This is a genomic window from Leclercia sp. M50, assembly GCF_037150775.1.
Taxonomy (GTDB): domain Bacteria; phylum Pseudomonadota; class Gammaproteobacteria; order Enterobacterales; family Enterobacteriaceae; genus Enterobacter.
In genome coordinates this window covers 19,158-42,186 of sequence record NZ_JBBCPK010000025.1, presented here as the reverse complement: position 1 = coordinate 42,186, position 23,029 = coordinate 19,158, and the positions used below count along the sequence as shown (strand labels likewise).

Annotated in this window: 21 protein-coding genes and 1 pseudogene; 4 read left to right on the top strand and 18 right to left on the bottom strand. The window is 54.4% G+C overall.

All coding sequences use genetic code 11. The features are described 5' to 3' along the window. Positions 1-135: 135 nt before the first annotated feature. Positions 136-881, top strand: a pseudogene (locus WFM46_RS08490) (4'-phosphopantetheinyl transferase family protein). A gap of 38 nt (positions 882-919) precedes the next feature. Further along, positions 920-1,486, top strand: a complete 567-nt coding sequence (locus WFM46_RS08485) for an NADPH-dependent FMN reductase (protein ID WP_103177621.1) — start codon at positions 920-922, stop codon at positions 1,484-1,486. Positions 1,487-1,535: 49 nt separating this feature from the next. On the opposite strand, the gene adeP is transcribed toward WFM46_RS08485, so the two are convergent. Beyond that, on the bottom strand, positions 1,536-2,870 hold the full coding sequence (gene adeP, locus WFM46_RS08480) for an adenine permease AdeP (protein ID WP_139156311.1): 1,335 nt from the start codon (positions 2,868-2,870) through the stop codon (positions 1,536-1,538). A 168-nt stretch (positions 2,871-3,038) separates the two neighbouring features. Between adeP and yieH the strand changes: the two genes are divergently transcribed. After that, positions 3,039-3,704: a 6-phosphogluconate phosphatase gene (gene yieH / locus WFM46_RS08475; RefSeq protein ID WP_103177619.1), complete on the top strand. Its 666-nt coding sequence runs from the start codon at positions 3,039-3,041 to the stop codon at positions 3,702-3,704. A gap of 36 nt (positions 3,705-3,740) precedes the next feature. Here the strand turns inward: yieH and WFM46_RS08470 are convergent, their stop codons facing one another. The 8 genes from WFM46_RS08470 to glmU form a co-directional block, all read right to left on the bottom strand. Beyond that, entirely contained in the window at positions 3,741-4,889 is a 1,149-nt protein-coding gene (locus WFM46_RS08470; protein WP_442913450.1) for an esterase, read from the bottom strand. A gap of 156 nt (positions 4,890-5,045) precedes the next feature. Continuing rightward, positions 5,046-5,771, bottom strand: a complete 726-nt coding sequence (gene phoU / locus WFM46_RS08465) for a phosphate signaling complex protein PhoU (protein ID WP_103177617.1) — start codon at positions 5,769-5,771, stop codon at positions 5,046-5,048. Positions 5,772-5,785: 14 nt separating this feature from the next. Next, a complete protein-coding gene (pstB, locus tag WFM46_RS08460; protein WP_103177616.1) occupies positions 5,786-6,559 on the bottom strand; it encodes a phosphate ABC transporter ATP-binding protein PstB in 774 nt (257 codons plus the stop codon). A gap of 47 nt (positions 6,560-6,606) precedes the next feature. Continuing rightward, positions 6,607-7,497, bottom strand: a complete 891-nt coding sequence (pstA, locus tag WFM46_RS08455; RefSeq protein WP_103177615.1) for a phosphate ABC transporter permease PstA — start codon at positions 7,495-7,497, stop codon at positions 6,607-6,609. Beyond that, the gene (gene pstC / locus WFM46_RS08450) at positions 7,497-8,456 is read right to left on the bottom strand and encodes a phosphate ABC transporter permease PstC (RefSeq protein ID WP_103177614.1); all 960 of its coding nucleotides are present in this window, start codon (positions 8,454-8,456) and stop codon (positions 7,497-7,499) included. The genes pstA and pstC overlap by 1 nt, the downstream gene beginning before the upstream one ends. Before the next feature lie 128 nt (positions 8,457-8,584). Beyond that, positions 8,585-9,625, bottom strand: a complete 1,041-nt coding sequence (pstS, locus tag WFM46_RS08445) for a phosphate ABC transporter substrate-binding protein PstS (RefSeq protein WP_103177613.1) — start codon at positions 9,623-9,625, stop codon at positions 8,585-8,587. Positions 9,626-9,947: 322 nt separating this feature from the next. Next, positions 9,948-11,777 (bottom strand): glutamine--fructose-6-phosphate transaminase (isomerizing), encoded by a 1,830-nt coding sequence (gene glmS, locus WFM46_RS08440; RefSeq protein ID WP_103177612.1) that lies wholly within the window; start codon positions 11,775-11,777, stop codon positions 9,948-9,950. A 179-nt stretch (positions 11,778-11,956) separates the two neighbouring features. Further along, positions 11,957-13,327 carry a bifunctional UDP-N-acetylglucosamine diphosphorylase/glucosamine-1-phosphate N-acetyltransferase GlmU gene (gene glmU, locus WFM46_RS08435; RefSeq protein ID WP_103177611.1) on the bottom strand — a complete coding sequence of 457 codons (1,371 nt, stop codon included), beginning with the start codon at positions 13,325-13,327 and terminating at the stop codon, positions 11,957-11,959. Between the two features lie 343 nt (positions 13,328-13,670). Between glmU and WFM46_RS08430 the strand changes: the two genes are divergently transcribed. Next, a complete protein-coding gene (locus WFM46_RS08430; RefSeq protein WP_336997435.1) occupies positions 13,671-15,761 on the top strand; it encodes a right-handed parallel beta-helix repeat-containing protein in 2,091 nt (696 codons plus the stop codon). Positions 15,762-16,101: 340 nt separating this feature from the next. Here the strand turns inward: WFM46_RS08430 and WFM46_RS08425 are convergent, their stop codons facing one another. From WFM46_RS08425 to atpI, 9 genes are read right to left on the bottom strand one after another with little or no spacing between them, the layout of a single operon-like run. Next, positions 16,102-16,521 carry a F0F1 ATP synthase subunit epsilon gene (locus WFM46_RS08425; RefSeq protein WP_039032217.1) on the bottom strand — a complete coding sequence of 140 codons (420 nt, stop codon included), beginning with the start codon at positions 16,519-16,521 and terminating at the stop codon, positions 16,102-16,104. A 20-nt stretch (positions 16,522-16,541) separates the two neighbouring features. Further along, complete coding sequence (gene atpD, locus WFM46_RS08420; RefSeq protein ID WP_103177609.1) at positions 16,542-17,924, bottom strand: F0F1 ATP synthase subunit beta; 1,383 nt, start codon at positions 17,922-17,924, stop codon at positions 16,542-16,544. Between the two features lie 31 nt (positions 17,925-17,955). Further along, complete coding sequence (gene atpG / locus WFM46_RS08415; protein WP_103177608.1) at positions 17,956-18,819, bottom strand: F0F1 ATP synthase subunit gamma; 864 nt, start codon at positions 18,817-18,819, stop codon at positions 17,956-17,958. A 50-nt stretch (positions 18,820-18,869) separates the two neighbouring features. After that, positions 18,870-20,411: a F0F1 ATP synthase subunit alpha gene (gene atpA / locus WFM46_RS08410; RefSeq protein ID WP_103177607.1), complete on the bottom strand. Its 1,542-nt coding sequence runs from the start codon at positions 20,409-20,411 to the stop codon at positions 18,870-18,872. A gap of 12 nt (positions 20,412-20,423) precedes the next feature. Further along, positions 20,424-20,957 (bottom strand): F0F1 ATP synthase subunit delta, encoded by a 534-nt coding sequence (gene atpH / locus WFM46_RS08405; protein ID WP_103177606.1) that lies wholly within the window; start codon positions 20,955-20,957, stop codon positions 20,424-20,426. Between the two features lie 14 nt (positions 20,958-20,971). Continuing rightward, entirely contained in the window at positions 20,972-21,442 is a 471-nt protein-coding gene (gene atpF, locus WFM46_RS08400) for a F0F1 ATP synthase subunit B (protein ID WP_032615498.1), read from the bottom strand. A gap of 52 nt (positions 21,443-21,494) precedes the next feature. Further along, on the bottom strand, positions 21,495-21,734 hold the full coding sequence (gene atpE, locus WFM46_RS08395; RefSeq protein WP_000429386.1) for a F0F1 ATP synthase subunit C: 240 nt from the start codon (positions 21,732-21,734) through the stop codon (positions 21,495-21,497). 49 nt (positions 21,735-21,783) lie between these two features. Continuing rightward, the gene (atpB, locus tag WFM46_RS08390; protein ID WP_180210263.1) at positions 21,784-22,599 is read right to left on the bottom strand and encodes a F0F1 ATP synthase subunit A; all 816 of its coding nucleotides are present in this window, start codon (positions 22,597-22,599) and stop codon (positions 21,784-21,786) included. A gap of 8 nt (positions 22,600-22,607) precedes the next feature. Then, complete coding sequence (gene atpI, locus WFM46_RS08385) at positions 22,608-22,988, bottom strand: F0F1 ATP synthase subunit I (RefSeq protein ID WP_103181004.1); 381 nt, start codon at positions 22,986-22,988, stop codon at positions 22,608-22,610. Between the last annotated feature and the right edge of the window lie 41 nt (positions 22,989-23,029).

Genomic DNA, 23,029 nt, shown 5'->3' with positions numbered 1-23,029 from the left:
TTTTTGGCTAAGAAAGTGTAAAGTTCCGCTGCAAAACTTCCCTTACCCCCATTTAGCCATTAAAACAGTAGATCAGTTAAGCGATAATGATGTAAACGTTTAACCCGTCTACTGACCATTATCATGGAGCGAAAAATGGCAACGCATTTTGCAAGAGGGACGCTGACCGAGGGGCGGCTGGTTTCGACCAGACTCTCTCCATCCTGTCATATCGAAGCGCGGAAGCTTCCGGAACATCGTCGGGCGCGATTTTTGGCTTCCCGATCGCTGCTTGCTGAACTGATGTTTATGCTTTACGGCACCAGCGAGCTGCCGGACGTAATTACCGAACCTGAGGGTCGCCCGGTTTTTGCCGATCCTGCGCTTCCCCGTTTTTCTATTGCCTACGCCGGCAATATCGTGGGTCTGGCGCTGACCACGGAAGGCGACTGCGGCCTGGATATGGAGCTGCAGCGGACCATTCGCAGCATGGATGGTACCCACGCTCACGACACCTACCCCTTATCCAGCAACGGGACCTAAGGGGTGCGAAACCGGACCGACCCAACGAAGCCAGAGCACAGCTCATTACCCTGCGCCAGAGCATTCGTAAACTGTCAGGCGACGCCAGCGACTGCGCCAGCCTGCTACAACTGTTACCGGGCTCAGGTCGTCTACGAGCATCCAGAGCCGCGCAGGTGGAAGCCTTAAGCGATGCCGAAGATGTGCTGATCTGGTCTGTTGCCGTCACCCCGGTTATTGAACGGTTAAAAATCTGGGCATTCGATAGCCGCCTTGGATGGAACGGTCTGCCGGATGTTCCTGCCCGCGCCAACGAGCCGGCAGCACGCCTGATGCGACTCACCAGTTTACCGGCGGAGAAAGCGATTACCCTTACCTGACCCTTCAGCAGGGCCATCATGATGAAGAAGGAGTAGTGATGTCTGATACGTTGAATGTTGTTACGTTACTGGGAAGCCTGCGCAAAGGTTCATTTAACGGCATGGTTGCCCGCACTCTGCCGAAGCTGGCGCCTGAGGGGATGGCAATTAGCGCCCTGCCGTCGATCGGTGATATCCCGCTGTACGACGCCGATATACAGCAGGAAGAGGGATTCCCTGCTGCCGTAGAAGCGCTGGCAGAACAGATCCGCCAGGCAGACGGCGTGGTGATCGTGACTCCGGAATATAACTACTCCGTGCCGGGTGGCTTAAAGAACGCTATCGACTGGCTTTCTCGTCTGCCGGAGCAGCCGCTGGCAGGCAAGCCGGTGCTGATCCAGACCAGCTCAATGGGGGCGATTGGCGGTGCGCGCTGCCAGTATCATCTGCGCCAGATCCTGGTCTTCCTCGACGCGATGGTAATGAACAAACCGGAATTTATGGGTGGCGTGATTCAGAACAAGGTCGATCCGCAGACGGGTGAAGTGATTGACCAGAGCACGCTGGATCACCTGAGCGGACAGCTGAGCGCGTTCGGGAAGTATATCCAGCGGGTAAAAGCGTAAAAGAAGGGACAAAAATTAAAGCCCTTTTCTGAGAAAAGGGCTTTTTTTATTACGCGTCGATAAACGCAATCTTCAGAATGAACAGCAGCGCAACGACCATCACGCACGGGCTGATTTCACGCCAGCGCCCGGTTCCCGCCTTCATAACACAGTAAGAGATAAAGCCCAGCGCAATGCCTTCGGTGATGGAGAAACTGAACGGCATCATCACCGCAGTGATAAACGCCGGCACCGCTTCGGTCAGGTCATCCCATTTCACGCGCGCCAGGCTGGAGGTCATCAGCACACCCACGTAAATCAGCGCGCCTGCGGCAGCGTAGGGCGGCACCATACCGGCCAGCGGAGAGAGGAAGATCACCAGCAGGAACAGCAGGCCGACGACGACAGCGGTCAGGCCGGTACGGCCACCCACGGAGACCCCGGAAGAGGATTCGATGTAGGCGGTCACAGAGGAGGTACCGATAAAGGAGCCGGTTACGGAGGAGATGCTGTCCACAAACAGCGCCTGCTTCATACGCGGGAATTTGCCCTTCTCATCCGCCAGACCGGCCTTGTCGGTCACGCCAATCAGCGTCCCGGAGGAGTCAAACAGGTTCACCAGCATGAAGGAGAAGATCACCCCGGCCAGACCCAGGTTCAGCGAGCCCGCCAGATCGACGTGACCAATCACCGTGGAGACGCTCGGCGGCGCGGAGACGATGCCGTTGTAATGTACATCGCCCAGCATCCAGCCCAGCAGGGTAGTGACAATAATCGACACCAGCACCGCCGCATGGATATTGCGTGAGGCCAGAATCGCGATGATGAAGAAGCCCAGCACACCCAGCAGCACGCTGTGGGAGGTGAGTTTACCGATGCTGACCAGGGTCTCCGGGTTCGCCACGATCACGCCGGCGTTTTTCAGCCCCATCATGCCAATAAACAGGCCGATACCGCTGGTGATACCTACGCGCAGGCTGACCGGGATATTAGCAATCATCCAGTAACGCACGCGGAAAATGGTCAGCAGCAGCAGACCGACCGCGCCCCAGAAGATGGCGCCCATGCCCACCTGCCACGGCAGGCCCATCGCCTGAACCACGACGAAGGCGAAGAAAGCGTTGAGGCCCATCGCCGGTGCCAGGGCAACCGGCAGATTAGCGAACAGCCCCATCAGGATGCTGCCGAAGGCGGCGATAAGACAGGTCGTAACGAAGACGGCGCTGGTGTCCATGCCAGCAACGCCCAGAATTTGTGGGTTCACGAAAACGATATAGACCATCGTCAGGAAGGTAGTGAAACCGGCGATCACTTCGGTGCGTGCCGTCGTGCCGTGCTCGCGCAGTTTAAACACGCGCTCAAGCAAACCCGCGCCAGAAGACTGGGTAGTGTGTTGTTGACTCATTATCTATTTCCGAACAGGGAGGGAAAATCCGTCGCTATCCTATACCAAAATGCGACAATAAGGGCGGTTGTGAGGTACTTTTTTTCATTGCATCTGCTTATACGGCAACGATTGCGTCACACCGTTATGCATTACGTAAACGTTAAACTTGTTAAGAAAGGGAAAGGCATGTCTCAGATTGATGCGGTATTTTTCGACTGCGACGGTACGCTGGTCGACAGTGAGGTCATCTGTTCCCGGGCGTATGTCACCATGTTCCAGGAATTTGGTATCACGCTCGATCTCGAAGAGACCTTCAAACGCTTTAAGGGCGTGAAGCTCTACGAGATCATCGACATCATTAATGCCGAACACGGCGTCAGCCTCGCGAAAGCGGATCTGGAGCCTGTTTACCGCGCCGAGGTCGCACGCCTTTTCGACTCGGAACTGGAAGCGATCGCCGGGGCCAGCGCCCTGCTGGATGCCATGGCGGTGCCGATGTGCGTGGTCTCTAACGGCCCGGTGAGCAAAATGCAGCACTCCCTTGGCAAGTTACAGATGCTGCACCATTTCCCGGAAAAACTGTTCAGCGGCTACGATATTCAGCGCTGGAAGCCCGATCCGGCCATGATGTTCCATGCGGCGAAAGCGATGAACGTCAACGTGGAGAACTGTATCCTGGTGGATGACTCCAGCGCGGGTGCGCAGGCGGGGATCGCCGCGGGCATGGAGGTGTTCTACTTCTGCGCCGATCCGCATAACCCGCCGCTCGACCATCCGAAGGTGACAACCTTTACCGATCTGGCGCAGCTGCCTGCACTCTGGAAGGCACGCGGCTGGAATATTACCCGCTAAGCAAATGCCCTCCCCGAACGGGGAGGGCTGATATTTTTACTTAAAGAGTTTTTGTACAAATTCCGCATAGGCCGGACGCCAGACGTCCATTTCGTGATTCAGTCCGGGATACAGCTTGTAGTCAAATTTGATGCCCTGCTTTTCCAGCTCCGCTTTCAGCCCGGCGATATCTTTTCCGGTAACCGAATCATGCTCTCCTACCACTACCGTAAAATTATGCAGCTGTCCGTTGATAACATCGGGCTGCTTAAATCTTGCGGCTACGCCCTCGTCAGGTACGGTAGTTGTGGTAACGCCGCTGAAGGTTCCCAGCCAGCCAAAGCTGTCCAGGTGATTCATTCCGGACACCAGCGCTTGATATCCCCCCTGCGACAGACCCGCCAGCGCGCGGCCCTCCGCCTCTTTACGCACGTTGAAGCGGGTATCAATCAGCGGAACTATCTCGCTCATCAGCTCTTGATCTGCCGCTTTAGCGTTGAGGTGATAAAAGGTTTTGCGTCTTTCGGCAGGCGGGAAGTTTTCAGGAATCGCCTCCGGAATGTCGGTCTCCGTGTCGGGCACGACCACCAGCATAGGTTTGATTTTACCCTCGGCCATCAGGTTATCCATGATTTGCGGCAGGCGGCCCTGATCGATGGCTGAAAGGCCGGTATCCCCAAACCCATGATAGAAATAGAGAACCGGTAACGGTTCGCCTTTACCGTTATATCCCGGCGGGGTCCAGACATAGACGCGGCGTTCAGCGTTGAGCGCCTGCGAATGCCAGGTCAGGGTGGTCAGATCGCCATGGGGAACCGGACGATCGTCCAGAATGCTGCCGGGGACCAGAATCAGGCTGGTATTGACCTGGCGCTGGGGTTTTGGATAGCGGCTGCCCGTGTCGCTGGAGCGAAAACCGTCAATATCGTAGAAATATTCATACAGGTTCGGTGCCATAGGCTCGCTTTTCCATGACCAGACGCCATTTTTATCTTTCGTCATATCATGGGAAACCCAGGTTTCCGGCATCGATCCCGTCACCACGGAGACCCGCTTCGCAGCAGGCGCAAACAGGCGAAAGGTAATACTTTTATCCGTATTAACCTGCGTGACATAGTGGCTAACCGGCATCGCCGGATCGGGTGTGGCAGGAAAGGGGGCGGCGTTAACCGGCATTCCAGTACTTATTCCAATACTGATTGCCATAGCCAGGCATGCTAATGATTTTTTCATGTTCCATCCTTTGCTGTTTTTCGTCCCACGTTAGCGCGTTTCGGTCGTCAGGCAACGGATGAAGGTAAATAATGTGATTGCACCAGAAATAATCACGCCAGTAAGTACTGGCGTGATGAGAGGAGGGTATTACTCTTTCGGATCTTTACCCGCCAGCATCTTGTCCAGCTCGTCTCCACCCACATGGCGGAAATCCTGGCCCTTCACGAAGTAGAAGATGTATTCGCAAATGTTCTGGCAACGGTCACCGATACGCTCGATAGAACGGGCGCAGAACAGCGCGGTCAGTACGCTTGGAATGGTTCGCGTATCTTCCATCATGTAGGTCATCAGCTGGCGCACGATGCCTTCGTACTCCTGGTCGACTTTCTTATCTTCCCGATAAATGCGTACCGCTTCATCCAGATCCATACGCGCAAAGGCATCCAGCACATCATGCAGCATCTGCACGGTGTGACGCCCCAGCGACTCCAGGCTCACCAGCAGCGGCTGGTGTTGCTGAGAGAATTTCTCCAGCGCGGTGCGGCAAATTTTGTCCGCCACGTCGCCAATACGTTCCAGCTCGGCGATAGTTTTGATGATCGCCATCACCAGACGCAGGTCGCTCGCTGTCGGCTGACGCTTGGCGATAATGCGCACGCAGGCTTCATCGATCGCCACTTCCATCATGTTGACGTGTTTGTCGCCTTCTACCACGCGCTTCGCCAGCTCGCTGTCCTGGTTATGCATTGCGGTGATCGCGTCAGAAAGCTGCTGCTCTACCATACCGCCCATGGTCATCACCTGGGTGCGGATACTCTCCAGCTCTGCGTTAAACTGGCCGGAAATATGTTTATTAAGATTGAGATTATCCATTGCGCACTCCTGAATCAGCCGTAGCGTCCGGTGATGTAGTCTTCTGTTTGTTTCTTCGCAGGCTTGGTGAACAGGTCGTCCGTTTTACTGAACTCAATCAACTCGCCCAGGTACATAAATGCTGTGTGGTCGGAACAACGGGCAGCCTGCTGCATGTTGTGGGTCACGATCACCACGGTGTAATCCGCTTTCAGCTCGGTGATCAGCTCTTCAATACGCCCGGTGGAGATCGGGTCCAGCGCTGAGCACGGCTCATCCAGCAGCAACACTTCCGGGCGAATGGCGATACCGCGCGCAATGCACAGACGCTGCTGCTGACCACCGGAGAGAGAGTACCCGCTCTGGTGAAGTTTATCTTTGGTTTCGTTCCACAATGCGGCCTTGGTCAAAGCCCACTGCACACGTTCATCCATATCGGCGCGGGAGAGCTTCTCGAACAGGCGCACGCCAAAGGCGATGTTGTCATAAATCGACATCGGGAATGGCGTAGGCTTCTGGAACACCATACCCACTTTCGCGCGCAGCAGAGCGATATCCTGGGTATTGGTCAGAATGTTGTCGCCATCCAGCAGGATCTCGCCTTCGGCGCGCTGCTCCGGATAAAGCGAATACATTTTGTTAAAGGTACGCAGCAGCGTGGACTTACCGCAGCCAGACGGACCGATGAACGCGGTAACCTGGTTTTTAGCAATATCCAGGTTGATGTTCTTCAGGGCATGGAACTTACCGTAGTAGAAGTTCAGGTCACGAACCGAAAGTTTACCCGGAGCAGTATTCACCATACTCATTGACTCATTTCCTCATCCGGCGCCGCAGCGTGCCACGCCGTCAATAATTAACCGTGTTTCTTCTTCGCGAAAATAACGCGCGCCAGAATGTTCAGTAACAGTACGCACAGGGTAATAATCAATACCCCGGCCCAGGCCAGTGACTGCCATTCGGCAAACGGGCTCATCGCAAATTTAAAGATCGTCACCGGCAGGTTGGCGATCGGCTGCATCATGTCCGTGCTCCAGAACTGGTTTGAGAGCGCGGTAAAGAGCAGCGGTGCCGTTTCACCGGCGATACGGGCAACGGCCAGCAGCACACCTGTCAGGATCCCCGAGATGGAGGCTTTCAGGGTGATGGCAGAAATCATCTTCCACTTTGGCGTACCCAGTGCGTAGGCCGCTTCACGCAGGCTGTCCGGCACCAGTTTCAGCATGTTCTCGGTGGTACGAATAACGATAGGCACCTGCAGCAGCGCCAGCGCAATCACACCCGCCCAGCCGGAGAAGTGTTCCATCTGCGCCACCACGATGGTGTAGACGAACAGGCCGACCACAATCGATGGGGCAGAGAGCAGGATGTCGTTAATGAAGCGAATCACTTCAGCAATCCAGGATTTACGGCCATACTCCGCCAGGTAAATGCCCGCCATGATGCCAAGTGGCGTGCCGAAGACGGTCGCCCAGAGGATCAGCAGGCCGCTGCCCGCCAGGGCGTTCGCCAGACCACCACCTGCCGTATTTGGCGGCGGTGTCATTTCGGTAAACAACGCCCACGACATGCCGTCGATACCACGCGCCACCGTGGAGAACAGGATCCAGATCAGCCAGAACAGACCAAACGCCATGGTCGCCATGGAGAGCGTCAGGGCGAGGCGGTTTTTCATGCGGCGTTTCGCCTGCATTTTGCGGCGGGATTCCGCCAGCTCCGCGGTATTTTGCATTTCGAGCGTAGCCATTAGCGTGCCCCCTCATTTTTCGCCAGGCGCATGATCATCAGCTTGGAGATCGCCAGAACAATGAAGGTGATAACAAACAGAATTAAGCCCAGTTCCATCAGCGCAGCTACGTGCAGGCCCGACTCCGCTTCGGCGAATTCGTTTGCCAGCGCCGAGGTAATGCTGTTACCCGGCATATAGAGCGAGGCGCTGTCGAGCTGGTAGGTGTTACCGATGATAAAGGTCACTGCCATGGTTTCACCCAGCGCACGACCCAGACCCAGCATAATGCCGCCGATTACACCATTTTTGGTGAACGGCAGGACGATACGCCAGATAACTTCCCAGGTGGTGCAGCCGATACCGTAGGCCGACTCTTTCATCATCACCGGGGTCTGTTCGAAGACATCGCGCATGACCGCCGCAATGTACGGAATAATCATGATGGCGAGGATCACGCCTGCCGCCAGGATGCCGATACCGAAAGCCGGACCGGAGAACAGCGCGCCCACAAACGGGATGGCGGAAAGGACGTTACCTACCGGCTCCTGAAAATAGGTCGCGAACAGCGGAGCGAAGATAAACAGACCCCACATGCCGTAAACGATACTTGGAATGGCCGCCAGCAGTTCAATGGCAATACCCAGCGGGCGTCGCAGCCAGTTTGGCGCCAGTTCGGTCAGGAACAGGGCGATACCGAAGCTCACCGGCACCGCAATCAGCAGCGCGATAAACGAGGTCACCAGCGTGCCGTAGATAGGCACCAGCGCACCGTAGATATCGTTCGGCGCATCCCACTCTTTGGTCCACAGGAAGGAGAAACCAAATTTCTGGATGCTCGGCCAGGAGGAGAAAATCAGGGACACGATAATGCCGCCCAGCAGCAATAGCACAATCAGCGCAGCCAGTTTTACCAGCGCGCTGAAAATCATGTCACCTTTTTTACCCGGAGGGTTAAATGCAGGCTTGGTTGCAGCCATAAATTACTCTTCTGTTTGAGACGTCTTACGAATATGCCCGGTGACGCTTACGCTTGCCGGGCCTACAGTCGGAACCGTAGAGCGGGTTAGCGCTAGCGCCACCCGCCATCTTCGTCAAAAATATCCTGTTAGTACAGCGCTTTACCGCTGCTGTCTTTCACGTTGGTTTTCCATGCAGCACGAATCTGCTCAACCACGCTGTCCGGCAGGCTGGCGTAATCCAGGTCGTTAGCCTGTTTGCCGCCATTTTTGTATGCCCAGTCGAAGAACTTCAGCACTTCAGCACCCTGCTCTGGCTTCTTCTGATCCTTGTGGACCAGGATGAAGGTGGTAGAGGTGATTGGCCATGCATTGTCGCCTTTCTGGTTGGTCAGATCCTGAGCGAAGGATTTGCTCCAGTCAGCGCCTTTAGCCGCGTTAGCAAAGTTCTCTTCAGTTGGGCTGACCGGTTTGCCGTCGGCAGAAACCAGTTTGGTGTACGCCAGGTTGTTCTGCTTGGCGTAAGCGTATTCTACGTAGCCGATTGAGCCAGGCAGACGCTGTACGAACGCGGCGATACCGTCGTTACCTTTACCGCCCAGACCGGTCGGCCAGTTAACGGTAGAGCCGGAACCGACTTTGGATTTCCACTCTTCGTTCACTTTCGCCAGGTAGCTGGTGAAGACGAAGGAGGTACCGGAGCCGTCAGCACGACGAACCACAGCGATGTTCTGCGAAGGCAGTTTCACGCCCGGGTTCAGTTTAGTGATGGCTTCGTCATCCCATTTTTTGATTTTGCCGAGGTAGATATCACCCAGGGTTTTACCATCCAGCACCAGCTCGCCGGACTTCAGGCCAGGGATATTTACCGCCAGCACAACACCACCGATAACGGTCGGGAACTGGAACAGGCCTTCCTGCGTCAGTTTTTCATCAGACAGCGGAGCGTCGGATGCGCCGAAATCAACGGTATTTGCGGTAATTTGTTTAACGCCACCGGAGGAGCCGATACCCTGGTAGTTCACCTTGTTACCAGTCTCTTTCTGGTAAGTATCAGCCCATTTGGCATACACCGGCGCAGGGAAGGTTGCACCAGCGCCAGTCAGGCTTGCCTCTGCAAATACAGAGAACGCGCTCATCGATAAGGTCGCGGCGACAACAGTTGCGACAGTGGTACGCATAACTTTCATAATGTCTCCTGCAAGATTTTCGTAAATCGTTGTTTAGTGGCTACGATGAGCAAAATAGGACAAAGAGGTGACAGATAAATGTACGAATTATGACAGTTTTATGACAACGAAAATTGCGCAGAAAATTAAGCAAATTAAAGCATCTTTATCAATAAGTTAAAGCGAAATATGACGCATTGATTTCAGAAAAATTTTCTTTCTGTGACACTGAAAAAAATAGCCGAAGATGACAGATTGTCATAGAACGCAGGGCAAAAAAGCAGGCGAAAAAACGGGCAGGAAGGATAAAAAAAGCTCCACCCGAAGGTGGAGCCTGAGAGGATTACTCTACGGTAACGGACTTCGCCAGGTTACGCGGCTGGTCGACGTCGGTGCCTTTGATCAGCGCAACGTGGTAAGCCAGCAGCTGCAGCGGAACGGTATAGAAGATAGGAGCAATGACCTCTTCCACATGCGGCATCTCGATGATGTGCATGTTGTCGCTGCTGGTAAAGCCGGCATCCTGATCCGCGAAGACATAGAGCACGCCGCCACGGGCGCGGACTTCTTCGATGTTGGACTTCAGTTTTTCCAGCAGTTCGTTGTTCGGTGCCACCACGATAACCGGCATATCCGCATCGATCAGCGCCAGTGGGCCGTGTTTCAGCTCACCTGCCGCGTAGGCTTCAGCGTGGATATAGGAGATCTCTTTGAGCTTCAGGGCGCCTTCCAGAGCAATCGGATACTGATCGCCACGACCCAGGAACAGGGCGTGATGCTTGTCGGAGAAATCTTCCGCCAGCGCTTCAATGCGCTTGTCCTGGGAGAGCATCTGCTCAATACGGCTCGGCAGCGCCTGCAGACCGTGCACAATATCGTGCTCAATTGCCGCATCCTGACCTTTCAGACGGGCCAGTTTCGCCACCAGCATCAGCAGGACCGTCAGCTGAGTGGTGAACGCTTTGGTGGAGGCCACGCCGATTTCGGTACCGGCTTTGGTCATCAGCGCCAGGTCAGACTCACGCACCAGCGAGGAGCCCGGTACGTTGCAGATGGCCAGCGAGCCCAGATAGCCCAGCTCTTTGGAGAGACGCAGCGCCGCCAGGGTATCAGCGGTTTCGCCGGACTGAGACAGGGTGATCATCAGGCTGTTACGACGCACGGCTGATTTGCGATAGCGGAACTCGGAGGCGATCTCCACGTCGCACGGCACGCCTGCCAGCGCTTCAAACCAGTAGCGGGAAACCATACCGGAGTTGTAAGAGGTGCCGCAGGCCACGATCTGAATGTGCTCAACTTTTGCCAGCATTTCGTTGGCGTTAGCCCCCAGTTCGCTCAAATCCACTTCGCCGTGGCTGATACGCCCGGTCAGGGTGTTTTTGATGGCATTCGGCTGCTCGTAGATCTCTTTCTGCATGTAGTGACGGTAAGCGCCTTTATCACCCGCGTCGTACTGCAGGTTGGATTCGATATCCTGACGTTTTACCGGCTCGCCAGATTTATCAAAGATTTTGACGTCACGGCGGGTCACTTCTGCAATATCGCCCTCTTCCATGAAGATAAAGCGACGGGTCACCGGCAGCAGCGCCAGCTGATCGGAGGCGATAAAGTTCTCCCCCATCCCCAGGCCAATCACCATCGGGCTGCCAGAGCGGGCTGCCAGCAAGGTAGACGGGTCGCGGCTGTCCATGATCACGGTGCCGTAGGCGCCGCGCAGCTGTGGGATCGCACGCAGTACGGCCTCACGCAGCGTACCGCCCTGCTCCAGCTCCCAGTGAACCAGGTGGGCAATCACTTCGGTGTCGGTTTCAGAGACGAAGGTGTAACCACGCGCGATAAGCTCTTCACGCAGCGGTTCATGGTTTTCGATGATGCCGTTATGCACCACCACAATGTGTTCAGAGACGTGCGGGTGCGCGTTGCCTTCCGAAGGTTCACCGTGGGTCGCCCAGCGGGTATGGGCAATACCTGTGCCACCGTGCAGCGGGTTCTCTTCCGCGGCCTGTGCCAGCATGTTTACTTTACCGAGGCGACGCAGACGGGTCATATTCCCTTCTGCATCCACCACTGCCAGACCGGCAGAGTCATAACCACGGTATTCCAGACGACGTAAACCTTCGAGAAGGATTTCAGCAATATCACGCTGCGCGACTGCGCCAACAATTCCACACATAGTTTTAGATTCCGAATAGAGGCTTTCGCCTGCGTTGTCGCTGACCTGTTATGCCCTTTCCGGGCGCCCCGAGCCTTGTAGAGAGTGGGGTTATATTTATGGGTACTGCTGATGGGCGGGGGATTATGTTATCCCCTCATCCCGAACCCTCTCCCGGAGGGGGAGAGGAAATAATCCACTTACTTTTTCTTCACCGGGCGTTTCCAGCCCTGCTTATGCACCTGCGGCACACGGCTTAACACCAACTCGTTCTCCGCCACATTGCGGGTAACGGTCGTGCCCGCCGCAATGGTAACGCCTTTACCAATCGTCACGGGCGCCACCAGCTGTGAATCCGATCCCACAAACACGTCGTCACCAATAATGGTTTTAAACTTGTTCGCACCGTCATAGTTACAGGTGATAGTCCCGGCGCCGATATTCACGTTATCGCCAATCTCCGCATCGCCCAGATAGGTCAGATGGCCAGCTTTCGAGCCTTTGCCCAGACGCGCCTTTTTCATTTCGACGAAGTTGCCGACATGTGCGCCTTCCAGCAGCTCAGCGCCCGGACGCAGGCGGGCAAACGGCCCGATAGTGCAGGCGGCGGAGAGATGAGCATCTTCAACCACGCTATAAGGGCTGATTTCGCAGTCGTCGCCAATGACGCTGTTTTTAATCACACAACCGGCGCCAATTTTGACGCGGTTACCCAGCGTTACGTTGCCTTCCAGAATAACGTTAGTATCGATTTCGACGTCGCGCCCGTGGCTCAGCACCCCACGCAGATCGAAACGCGCCGGATCGCGCAGCATCACGCCCGCCAGCAGCAGCTTTTCAGCCTGCTCGGACTGATATACGCGCTCCAGACGGGACAGCTGAAGACGGTTGTTCACCCCTTCCACTTCGCTTAAGCGATCCGGATGAACGGCAGCGATCTCGCGGCCTTCCTGATACGCCATCGCGATGATATCGGTGATGTAGAATTCGCCCTGGGCGTTATTGTTGTTCAGCTGTGACAGCCAGCGCTTCATGTCCGCGCCGTTGGCGATCAGAATGCCGGTGTTAATTTCCTGAATTTCACGCTGTGCCTCGGTGGCATCTTTGTGCTCAACGATGCCCGTCACCTTGCCGTTATCACGGGTGATACGGCCATAACCGGTTGGATCGTCCAGCTTAACGGTCAGCAGGCCGATCCCGCCCTGCGGTTTTGCGGCGCGCAGACGGGTCAGCGTCTCAACGGAGATCAACGGCACATCGCCGTAGAGCATCAGGATGTCTTCGTCGTCAGAGAAGAACGGGGAGGCCTGCTGCATGGCGTGGCCGGTGCCCAGCTGTTCTGCCTGCAGAACCCAGTTGAGTTTGTCATCGCGTAGCGTCTGCTTCAGCAGATCGCCGCCGTGACCGTAGACCAGATGCACCTGGCTGGCGCCAAGATCGTTAGCGGCATCAATGACATGCTGCACCATCGCTTTCCCTGCAAGGGTGTGCAGCACTTTAGGAAGATCGGAATACATGCGGGTGCCTTTGCCTGCGGCAAGGATGACCACGCTCATTGCAGTGTTCAACATACACGTCCTGACTGTAATTTGAGTGAAAAGTAAAACCCTTTGGCGTTGAAAATTCTACATATTTTGCGCCAAAAAATGGAGTGGCGGTAAAACGCACAACGTTGCCTGTTTCGGGCAAATTAAAGGTCCTTTTTACCGCAGATTAAAGGGCTTTGCCTGTGAAATATAGCGCCCTTTAGCGAACTCTCCAGCCCTCCCAACATGTTAGCTATTTTTTCGCTCTATTAATAAAGCCTGTTATAAGCAAAACACTGTTTTAATTATCTGAATGTGTGACACACAAAAAAGAAACACTGTTTTATTCTGATGATAATAGCGCTCAATTATTACTCAGGAGAATAAGATGAAGTCTAAAATACCTCTGGCCCTGATGATGTTTAGCGCCTTTTCCGCTATGGCAACAGAACAACCTCATGTCTGGAAAGCCATTGCCTTTGGGCAATCAACGGATCTGAATTTTTCCTCCAACGTGCTGCCCGAGAAAATCGGCGTCAATGATGTGACCATCGACGGGAAAAAGCTCTCGCCCCAGGAGAGCGCTGACCTGGCAAAAGCCATCACCCTGGAAAGCCGGGGCGGCAAAATCGCCAACTCCCATGACGGCTTAACGTTTTTCTATACCGAGCTGCCAACGGGAGAAAATTTCGTTTTGCAGGCCACTGTCCGGGTCGATCAGTTTGGGCCGGAGAATGGCGCGAAACCTGCCGCGCAGGAGGGCGCCGGATTGCTGGTGCGCGATGTCCTCGGCAACCCGCGCCAGCAACCGCTAAAAATGGGTTATGAAGAGTTTCCGGCGGCATCGAATCAGGTGATGAACGCCATCATGACCCAGGATAAAAAAGACCATCTGCGGGTAAAAATGCAGGCTATCACCCGGGAGGGGATCAGCCATCCGTGGGGTGATGCCGGAGCCGCCATTAAAAAACAGAGTTACAAGGAAGAGGTGGATCTGAGCCAGACGCCGGAATTTCGCCTGAAACTCCAGCGCACCGACGACGGCTTTATTACCGCCTGGGCCCCGCTGGACAGCGACACCTGGGTGAGCAAGCGCGTGCCGCGCGCTGACCTGATTTCGGTACAGAACAAGGACCACTATTACGTCGGCTTTTTTGCCTCCCGCAATGCCAAAATTACGGTCACTAACGCCTCGCTCATCACCACCAGCGCCCATACCGTGCCTTCGGAGCCCTGGCAGGCAGAGCCACTGCCGGTCGTGGTGCAGCTGGCGTCCGGTACGGTCAGCGCTTCGCCAGATTACCTGCTGCAGGCGCGCGCTAATGAGGACGGGGTATTTAGCGTAAGACAAAACGAAGTGGTGATCGGTAATGAGAAAGCGGTGAAAGCAGGCGAGATGTACACCCTGCCAGCCCGCCTGGAGCAGACCAGCACCTTCACGGTGACCTTTACGCCCGCTCATGGCACGCCAGTGAACCAGCAGCTCACCGTCGAACGCATTGCAGACAGAGATACGACGCACCTGTATGCCGCTCCGGACGGAAAAGCGGATGCACAAGGCACTGCCGATGCGCCACTGGATCTCGCCTCCGCCATCGCCCTGCTGGCGCCCGGCGGCAAGCTGGTGCTGAAAAGCGGCGATTACCCGCAGAGTGAGATCCCCGTCGCTGCCAGCGGCAGCAGAGATAAACTCAAAACCCTGCAGGCAGACGGGAAAGTGGTGATCCACGGCCTGCTGCTTGATGCCAGCTACTGGCATATCAACGGTATCGACGTGACCGGCAAAAGTCTGCGCGTTCAGGGTAGCCATAACCTGATCGAGCGCGTCACGGCCTACCGCAATGACGATACCGGGATCCAGATCTCCTCCCCGGAGAAGATTGGCCGGCCATTATGGGCAAGCTATAACCGGGTTGTGGATTCTGAATCTTACGCCAATGAAGATCCCGGCAAGATTAACGCCGATGGCTTCGCGGTGAAAATGCGGGTGGGGGAAGGTAACCGGCTGGAGCGTTGCTATTCCCATGACAATATCGACGACGGTTTTGACCTGTTCAACAAGATTGAAGATGGCGCAAACGGCGTGGTCGTGATTGAGAACTCGGTTGCCAGCAACAATACCAGTAACGGCTTTAAGCTCGGCGGAGAAGGGCAGCCTGTGGCGCATCAGATCCGCAACAGCAAAGCCACGGGCAATCACCTGGACGGCTTCACTGATAACTTTAACCCCGGCAGGCTGGTGGTGGAGAACAATATCGCGGTGGATAACCAGCGCTTTAACTACATCTTCCGTCCAAGCCCATACGGCGATGTGACAACTCAGGGAACCTTTACCGGCAACGTATCGATCCGTAATCAGCCAGGCGAGTACGACGATGCGGTGACAGGAAACGTTGATAACACGAACTACTTTATCGCGAAGGGCAGAAGCGTGAACAGTGAAGGGAAGAAACTGGATAAAACGCAGGTAAAAATGTAGGTACCAGAGAGGCGCTTCGCTTATCACACTACGGTAAGCGTGGCGCCACCCGGCATATCAGCACTTAGTGGTTGAACGTACCGAAAGAGACGTTCATGTTGCTGAAAAGGGCGATGATTTTGTTGATCGTTTTCATGATGGCATCCTGATATTTTTGGAGTTCAGTTATGTGATATTCATCACAAAACGAAGTCTACTCCTGACAATTCTGCCGATCAATCTTTTTGTGAGCTAAATCACAAAATAATAAAACATTGTTTTAGTTTCATATTTAATGAAACAGATCCATAAAAAAAGCCAGTCTGGAGACCAGACTGGCTTTCGTGCTTTCAAGCCGGTGTTACATCGCTTTTTTGGTCAACTCGATAACGCGCAGTTTCGCGATCGCTTTGGCCAGCTCTGCAGACGCCTGAGCGTAATCCACGTCGCCATGAGAGCTCTTAATGTGCTCTTCTGCTTTACGCTTCGATTCCAGAGCTCGCGCTTCGTCGAGATCCTGGCCACGAATTGCGGTATCAGCCAGTACGGTCACGCTACCAGGCTGCACTTCAATAATGCCGCCAGACAGATAGATAAACTCTTCATGACCGAACTGTTTAACGATGCGGATCATACCAGGCTTAATGGCGGTGAGCAGCGGGGCATGACCCGGGAAAATACCCAGTTCACCTTCGCTACCCGTTACCTGGATTTTCTCGACCAGACCAGAGAACATTTGTTGCTCTGCGCTGACGACGTCCAGGTGGTAAGTCATTGCCATATCACCCTCCGATTAAGGCGTTAAAGTTTTTTGGCTTTTTCTACGGCTTCGTCGATGGAACCCACCATATAGAACGCCTGCTCCGGCAGGTGATCGTATTCGCCTTCCATGATGCCTTTAAAGCCACGGATGGTGTCTTTCAGCGCAACGTATTTGCCCGGAGAACCGGTAAATACTTCTGCTACGAAGAATGGCTGGGACAGGAAGCGCTGGATCTTACGCGCACGTGCTACCACCAGTTTGTCTTCTTCAGACAGTTCATCCATACCCAGGATGGCGATGATGTCTTTCAGTTCCTGATAACGCTGCAGCAGGGACTGTACGCCACGCGCGGTGTCGTAGTGTTCCTGACCTACTACCAGTGGATCCAGCTGACGGCTGGTGGAGTCCAGCGGGTCAACGGCCGGGTAGATACCCAGAGACGCGATCTGACGGCTCAGTACCACGGTTGCGTCTAAGTGCGCAAAGGTGGTTGCTGGGGATGGGTCAGTCAAGTCATCCGCAGGTACGTATACCGCCTGAACGGAGGTAATAGAACCGGTTTTGGTTGAGGTGATACGTTCCTGCAGAACACCCATCTCTTCCGCCAGGGTCGGCTGGTAGCCTACCGCTGATGGCATACGACCCAGCAGTGCGGATACTTCCGTACCGGCCAGGGTGTAACGGTAGATGTTGTCGACGAACAGCAGTACGTCACGACCTTCGTCACGGAATTTCTCAGCCATGGTCAGACCGGTCAGCGCAACGCGCAGACGGTTTCCAGGCGGCTCGTTCATCTGGCCGTAAACCAGGGATACTTTATCCAGAACGTTAGAATCGGTCATTTCGTGGTAGAAGTCGTTACCCTCACGAGTACGCTCACCTACGCCCGCAAACACGGAGTAACCGGAGTGCTCGATCGCGATGTTACGGATCAGCTCCATCATGTTTACGGTTTTACCTACACCCGCACCACCGAACAGACCAACTTTACCGCCCTTCGCAAACGGACACATCAGGTCGATAACTTTGATGCCGGTTTCCAGCAGTTCCTGAGAGCTGGACAGCTCTTCATAGGAAGGTGCTGAACGGTGGATAGCCCAACGCTCTTCTTCGCCGATATCGCCTTTCATGTCGATCGGCTGACCCAGGACGTTCATGATACGACCCAGGGTTGCTTTACCTACTGGTACTTCAATTGGGTGCTCAAGGTCTTTTACTTCCAGACCACGACGCAGACCGTCGGAAGAACCCATGGCGATGGTACGCACGATACCGCCACCGAGCTGCTGCTGAACTTCCAGCACCAGATTTTCGTTACCATTCTGAACCTCAAGAGCATCGTACACGCGCGGTACGGCATCCTGAGGGAATTCGACGTCAACTACGGCGCCGATTACCTGGACAATCTTTCCAGTAGCCATCTTGAATCCTCTACGTAATTCGTAAACCTGGTTAAACCGCGGCGGCCCCCGAGACGATCTCGGTGAGTTCCTGAGTAATGCTGGCCTGACGAGCTTTGTTGTATACCAACTGCAGCTCTTTGATCAGGCTGCCACCATTATCGGTAGCGGCTTTCATCGCCACCATACGTGCGGCCTGCTCGCTAGCCAGGTTTTCTACCACGCCCTGATAAACCTGAGATTCAACATAACGACGCAGCAAGGTATCCAGCAGCGGTTTTGGATCCGGTTCATACAGGTAATCCCAGGCTTTATGCTGTAACTCTTCATCTTCTGATGCCGGTAACGGCAGCAGCTGAGTGAGGGTCGGAACCTGGGACATGGTGTTAATAAATTTGTTGTTTACAACGTACAGCCTGTCCAGACGGCCTTCATCATAGGCCTGCAACATCACTTTAACCGGACCGATCAGTTCGGACAGGGACGGGTTATCACCCATACCGGTCACCTGGGCGACGATATTGCCGCCTACGGAATTAAAGAAAGAGACGCCCTTAGAGCCGATCATCGCGATATCGCTTTGAACGCCTTTATCGGACCATGCTTTCATATCCGCCAGCAGCTTTTTGAACAGGTTAATGTTCAAGCCGCCGCACAAACCACGGTCGGTAGACACCACCAGGTAGCCCACGCGCTTAACGTCGCGTTCTTCCAGGTAAGGGTGCTTATATTCCAGATTACCGCTCGCAAGGTGACCAATCACTTTGCGCATGGTATCTGCATAAGGACGGCTGGCCGCCATACGTTCCTGCGATTTACGCATTTTGGAAGCGGCGACCATCTCCATCGCTTTAGTGATCTTTTGCGTGTTCTGGACGCTTGCGATCTTACTACGTATCTCTTTTGCGCCGGCCATGAGCTTCTCCTCAATGCCTTGCGGTCTGTCCTAAGACAGACCGCCAGACGTTACCAGGACTGGGTTGCTTTGAAGGAATCGAGCAGGCTCTTCAGCTTGCCTTCGATTTCGTCGTTATAGCCACCGGACTGGTTGATCTCTTGCATCAGTGGAGCATGGTCACGGTCAGCGTAAGCCAGCAGTGCGGCTTCAAAGCTACCGATTTTCGCCAGTTCTACATCCCCCAGATAACCACGTTCTGCTGCGAACAGTACCAGGCCCTGCTGTGCGACTGACATAGGGGCATACTGTTTCTGTTTCAGCAGCTCGGTCACTTTCTGACCGTGGTCAAGCTGTTTACGGGTTGCATCGTCAAGATCGGATGCAAACTGGGAGAACGCTGCCAGTTCACGATACTGTGCCAGTGCGGTACGGATACCACCGGACAGTTTCTTGATGATCTTGGTCTGCGCTGCACCACCCACACGGGATACGGAGATACCCGGGTTAACCGCCGGACGAATACCGGAGTTAAACAGGTTGGTTTCCAGGAAGATCTGACCATCGGTAATGGAGATTACGTTGGTCGGAACGAACGCAGAAACGTCACCCGCCTGGGTTTCAATGATCGGCAGAGCGGTCAGAGAGCCCGTTTTACCCTTCACTTCACCTTTGGTGAAGTTCTCAACGTATTCCGCGTTAACGCGGGATGCACGCTCCAGCAGACGGGAGTGCAGATAGAATACGTCGCCCGGGAATGCTTCACGTCCAGGTGGACGACGGAGCAGCAGGGAAACCTGACGGTAAGCAACAGCCTGTTTAGACAGGTCATCGTATACGATCAGTGCATCTTCACCGCGGTCACGGAAGTATTCGCCCATTGCGCAACCGGCATACGGTGCCAGGTATTGCAGTGCAGCAGATTCAGAAGCGGTCGCCACAACAACGATGGTGTTGGACAGCGCGCCGTGCTCTTCCAGTTTACGCACCACGTTAGAGATGGTGGACGCTTTCTGGCCGATAGCTACGTACACACATTTGATGCCGGAATCGCGCTGGTTGATGATCGCATCGATTGCCATCGCGGTTTTACCGGTCTGACGGTCACCGATGATCAGCTCACGCTGGCCACGGCCGATTGGGATCATGGCGTCAACGGATTTATAACCGGTCTGCACCGGCTGGTCGACGGACTGACGATCGATTACGCCCGGTGCGATAACTTCGATTGGGGAGAAGCCATCGTGCTCAACCGGACCTTTACCGTCGATTGGCGCACCCAGGGTGTTCACCACGCGACCCAGCAGGCCGCGGCCAACTGGAACTTCAAGAATACGGCCAGTACACTTAACCTTCATGCCTTCGGCGAGGTCAGCGTAAGGACCCATCACAACTGCACCTACGGAGTCGCGCTCCAGGTTCAGTGCGATAGCGTAACGGTTACCCGGCAGGGAGATCATTTCACCCTGCATACAATCGGCCAGGCCGTGGATGCGGATAACACCGTCGCTTACAGAAACAATAGTACCTTCGTTGTGAGCTTCACTCACAACACTGAACTGAGCAATGCGCTGCTTGATCAGTTCGCTGATTTCGGTGGAATTCAGTTGCATGCTCCAGTCCCCTTAAGACTGCAAGACGTCTGCAAGGCGCTCAAGACGGCCGCGTACGCTGCCATCAATGACCATATCACCCGCACGGATGATTACGCCTGCCATTACAGACTTATCGATATTGCAATTCAGCTTCACTTTGCGTGACAGACGTTTTTCCATCGCGGCGGTGATTTTCGCAAGCTGTTCGTTACTCAGTTCAGTCGCAGAAGTTACGTGAACTTCAACAGTGGCTTCACTGAGGGCACGCAAGTGCTCAAACTGCTCGAGAACATCCGGGAGCGCTTTCAGACGACCATTTTCTGCCATTACCCGAATCAGGTTCTGGCCGTTGGCGTCCAGCTGCTCACCGCAAATGGCGATGAACGAATCGGCGAGGGTTTCAGGCGCCAGGGCGCCAGAAAGCATCTCAGCCATATGTTCGTTTTTCGTTACCTCAGCGGCAAACGCCAGCATGTTCTGCCAGCGATCGACATTTTGGTGTTCGATAGCAAAGTCAAAAGCTGCTTTGGCGTAGGGGCGAGCTACCGTAACAAATTCAGACATCAGCCCCTCCCTCCTTACAGTTCAGCGACAAGTTTGTCCACGATGTCGCTGTTAGCAGCTTCATCCACGGAACGTTCGATGATCTTCTCGGCGCCAGCAACAGCCAGAATCGCGACCTGCTTACGCAGCTCTTCGCGAGCACGTTTACGCTCGGCATCAATTTCTGCCTGCGCTTGTGTCACGATTTTAGTACGTTCCTGTTCTGCTTCAGCTTTCGCTTCGTCCAGGATCTGAGAACGACGTTTGTTCGCCTGCTCGATGATTACCTGGGCTTCCGCTTTCGCTTTTTTCAGCTGGTCGGTCGCGTTGGCCTGTGCAAGGTCCAAATCTTTCTTAGCGCGTTCTGCAGAAGCCAGGCCGTCAGAAATTTCTTTCTGACGTTTTTCGATGGCAGCCATTAAAGGCGGCCATACATACTTCATGCAGAACCAGACAAAGATAACAAACGCGATGGCCTGGCCGAGGATTGTTGCGTTCATGTTCACAGCACAATACCTCTTTAAATTTACAACTGTGGCTTAGGGTTTAAACGACTTACTACGCGACAGCAAACATCACGTACAGACCCAGACCTACAGCGATCATCGGGATAGCATCCACCAGACCCATAACGATAAAGAACTGAGTACGCAGCAGAGGAATCAGATCTGGCTGACGCGCTGCGCCTTCCAGGAATTTACCCCCGAGGATGCCGATACCGATCGCAGCACCGATAGCCGCCAGACCCATCATCACAGCGGCAGCCATGTACAGCAGATCCATATTCAGGTTTTCCATGACAGTCTCCAGTTTGTTTCAGTTAAAACGTAGTAGTGTTGGTAAAGAATCAGTGCTCTTCAGACGCCATCGACAGATAGACGATCGTCAGAACCATGAAGATAAAGGCTTGCAGCGTAATGATCAGGATGTGGAAAATGGCCCACGGCACATTCAGAACCCACTGTGACCACCACGGCAGAAGACCCGCGATCAGAATGAAAATCAGCTCACCCGCATACATGTTGCCGAACAGTCGCAGACCGAGGGAAATCGGTTTGGACAGCAGGCTAACGCCTTCCAGAATCAGGTTGATCGGAATAAACGCCCAGTGGTTGAACGGCTGCAGGGTAAGCTCTTTCACGAAGCCGCCTACACCTTTCATTTTGATGCTGTAGAAAAGAATCAGGATGAATACGCCCAGCGCCATAGACAGGGTGATGTTCACGTCAGCAGACGGCACCACACGCAGCGCAGGCAGACCGAAGATATGCTCGCCGATAAACGGCAGCAGGTCGATCGGCAGCAGGTCCATCAGGTTCATCAGGAAGACCCAGACAAAGACGGTCAGCGCCAGCGGTGCAATTACCTTGCTCTTACCGTGGTACATGTCTTTGACGCTACCGTGGACAAAGCCAATGATCATTTCGATAAACGTCTGGAATTTCCCTGGAACGCCGCTGGTCGCACGTTTCGCAACGCCGCGGAAAATGGCCAGGAACAACAGACCCAGTACCACCGAGAAGAACATGGAGTCGATATTAATCGTCCAGAAGGTGGCTGGGGGGTTATGCGGATCCACCAGCGAGAATGTACGTAAGTCCAACTGAAGGTTGTTCAGATGGTGACTTATGTAATCCTGCGGCGTCATATTTTCTGAAGCCATGATGCCTTTTACCCTTTGTTATTGATTACAGCTGGCGCCAGAATTTGTACCACCAGCACCAAAACCCACGTCACTATCAGCGGCAAAAATACCACTTTAAAAACCGCCAGCGCCACCACCAGGAGGGCAAAGGTCAGCAACACCTTACACACTTCGCCGAGGGCGAAGGACCAGGCCATGCGGCCTTTGGCAGGTGTATGCGCCTGATGACGCCAGGCAAAAATCATAAACAACATGTTTGGCACAACAACTGCCAAACCTCCGCTTACCGCAGAGATGCCCCAGAAGGGGTCTTTGAGGCAGAACAGCAATCCACTTGCCATCACCGCCAGAAACTGAATGAACAGAAGCTTACGAGCAACGTTTCGACTCAAGAGCGACACTGATATCACGTTTTTACTCCTGCTCACTTCGAGGTATGTCGCGTGTC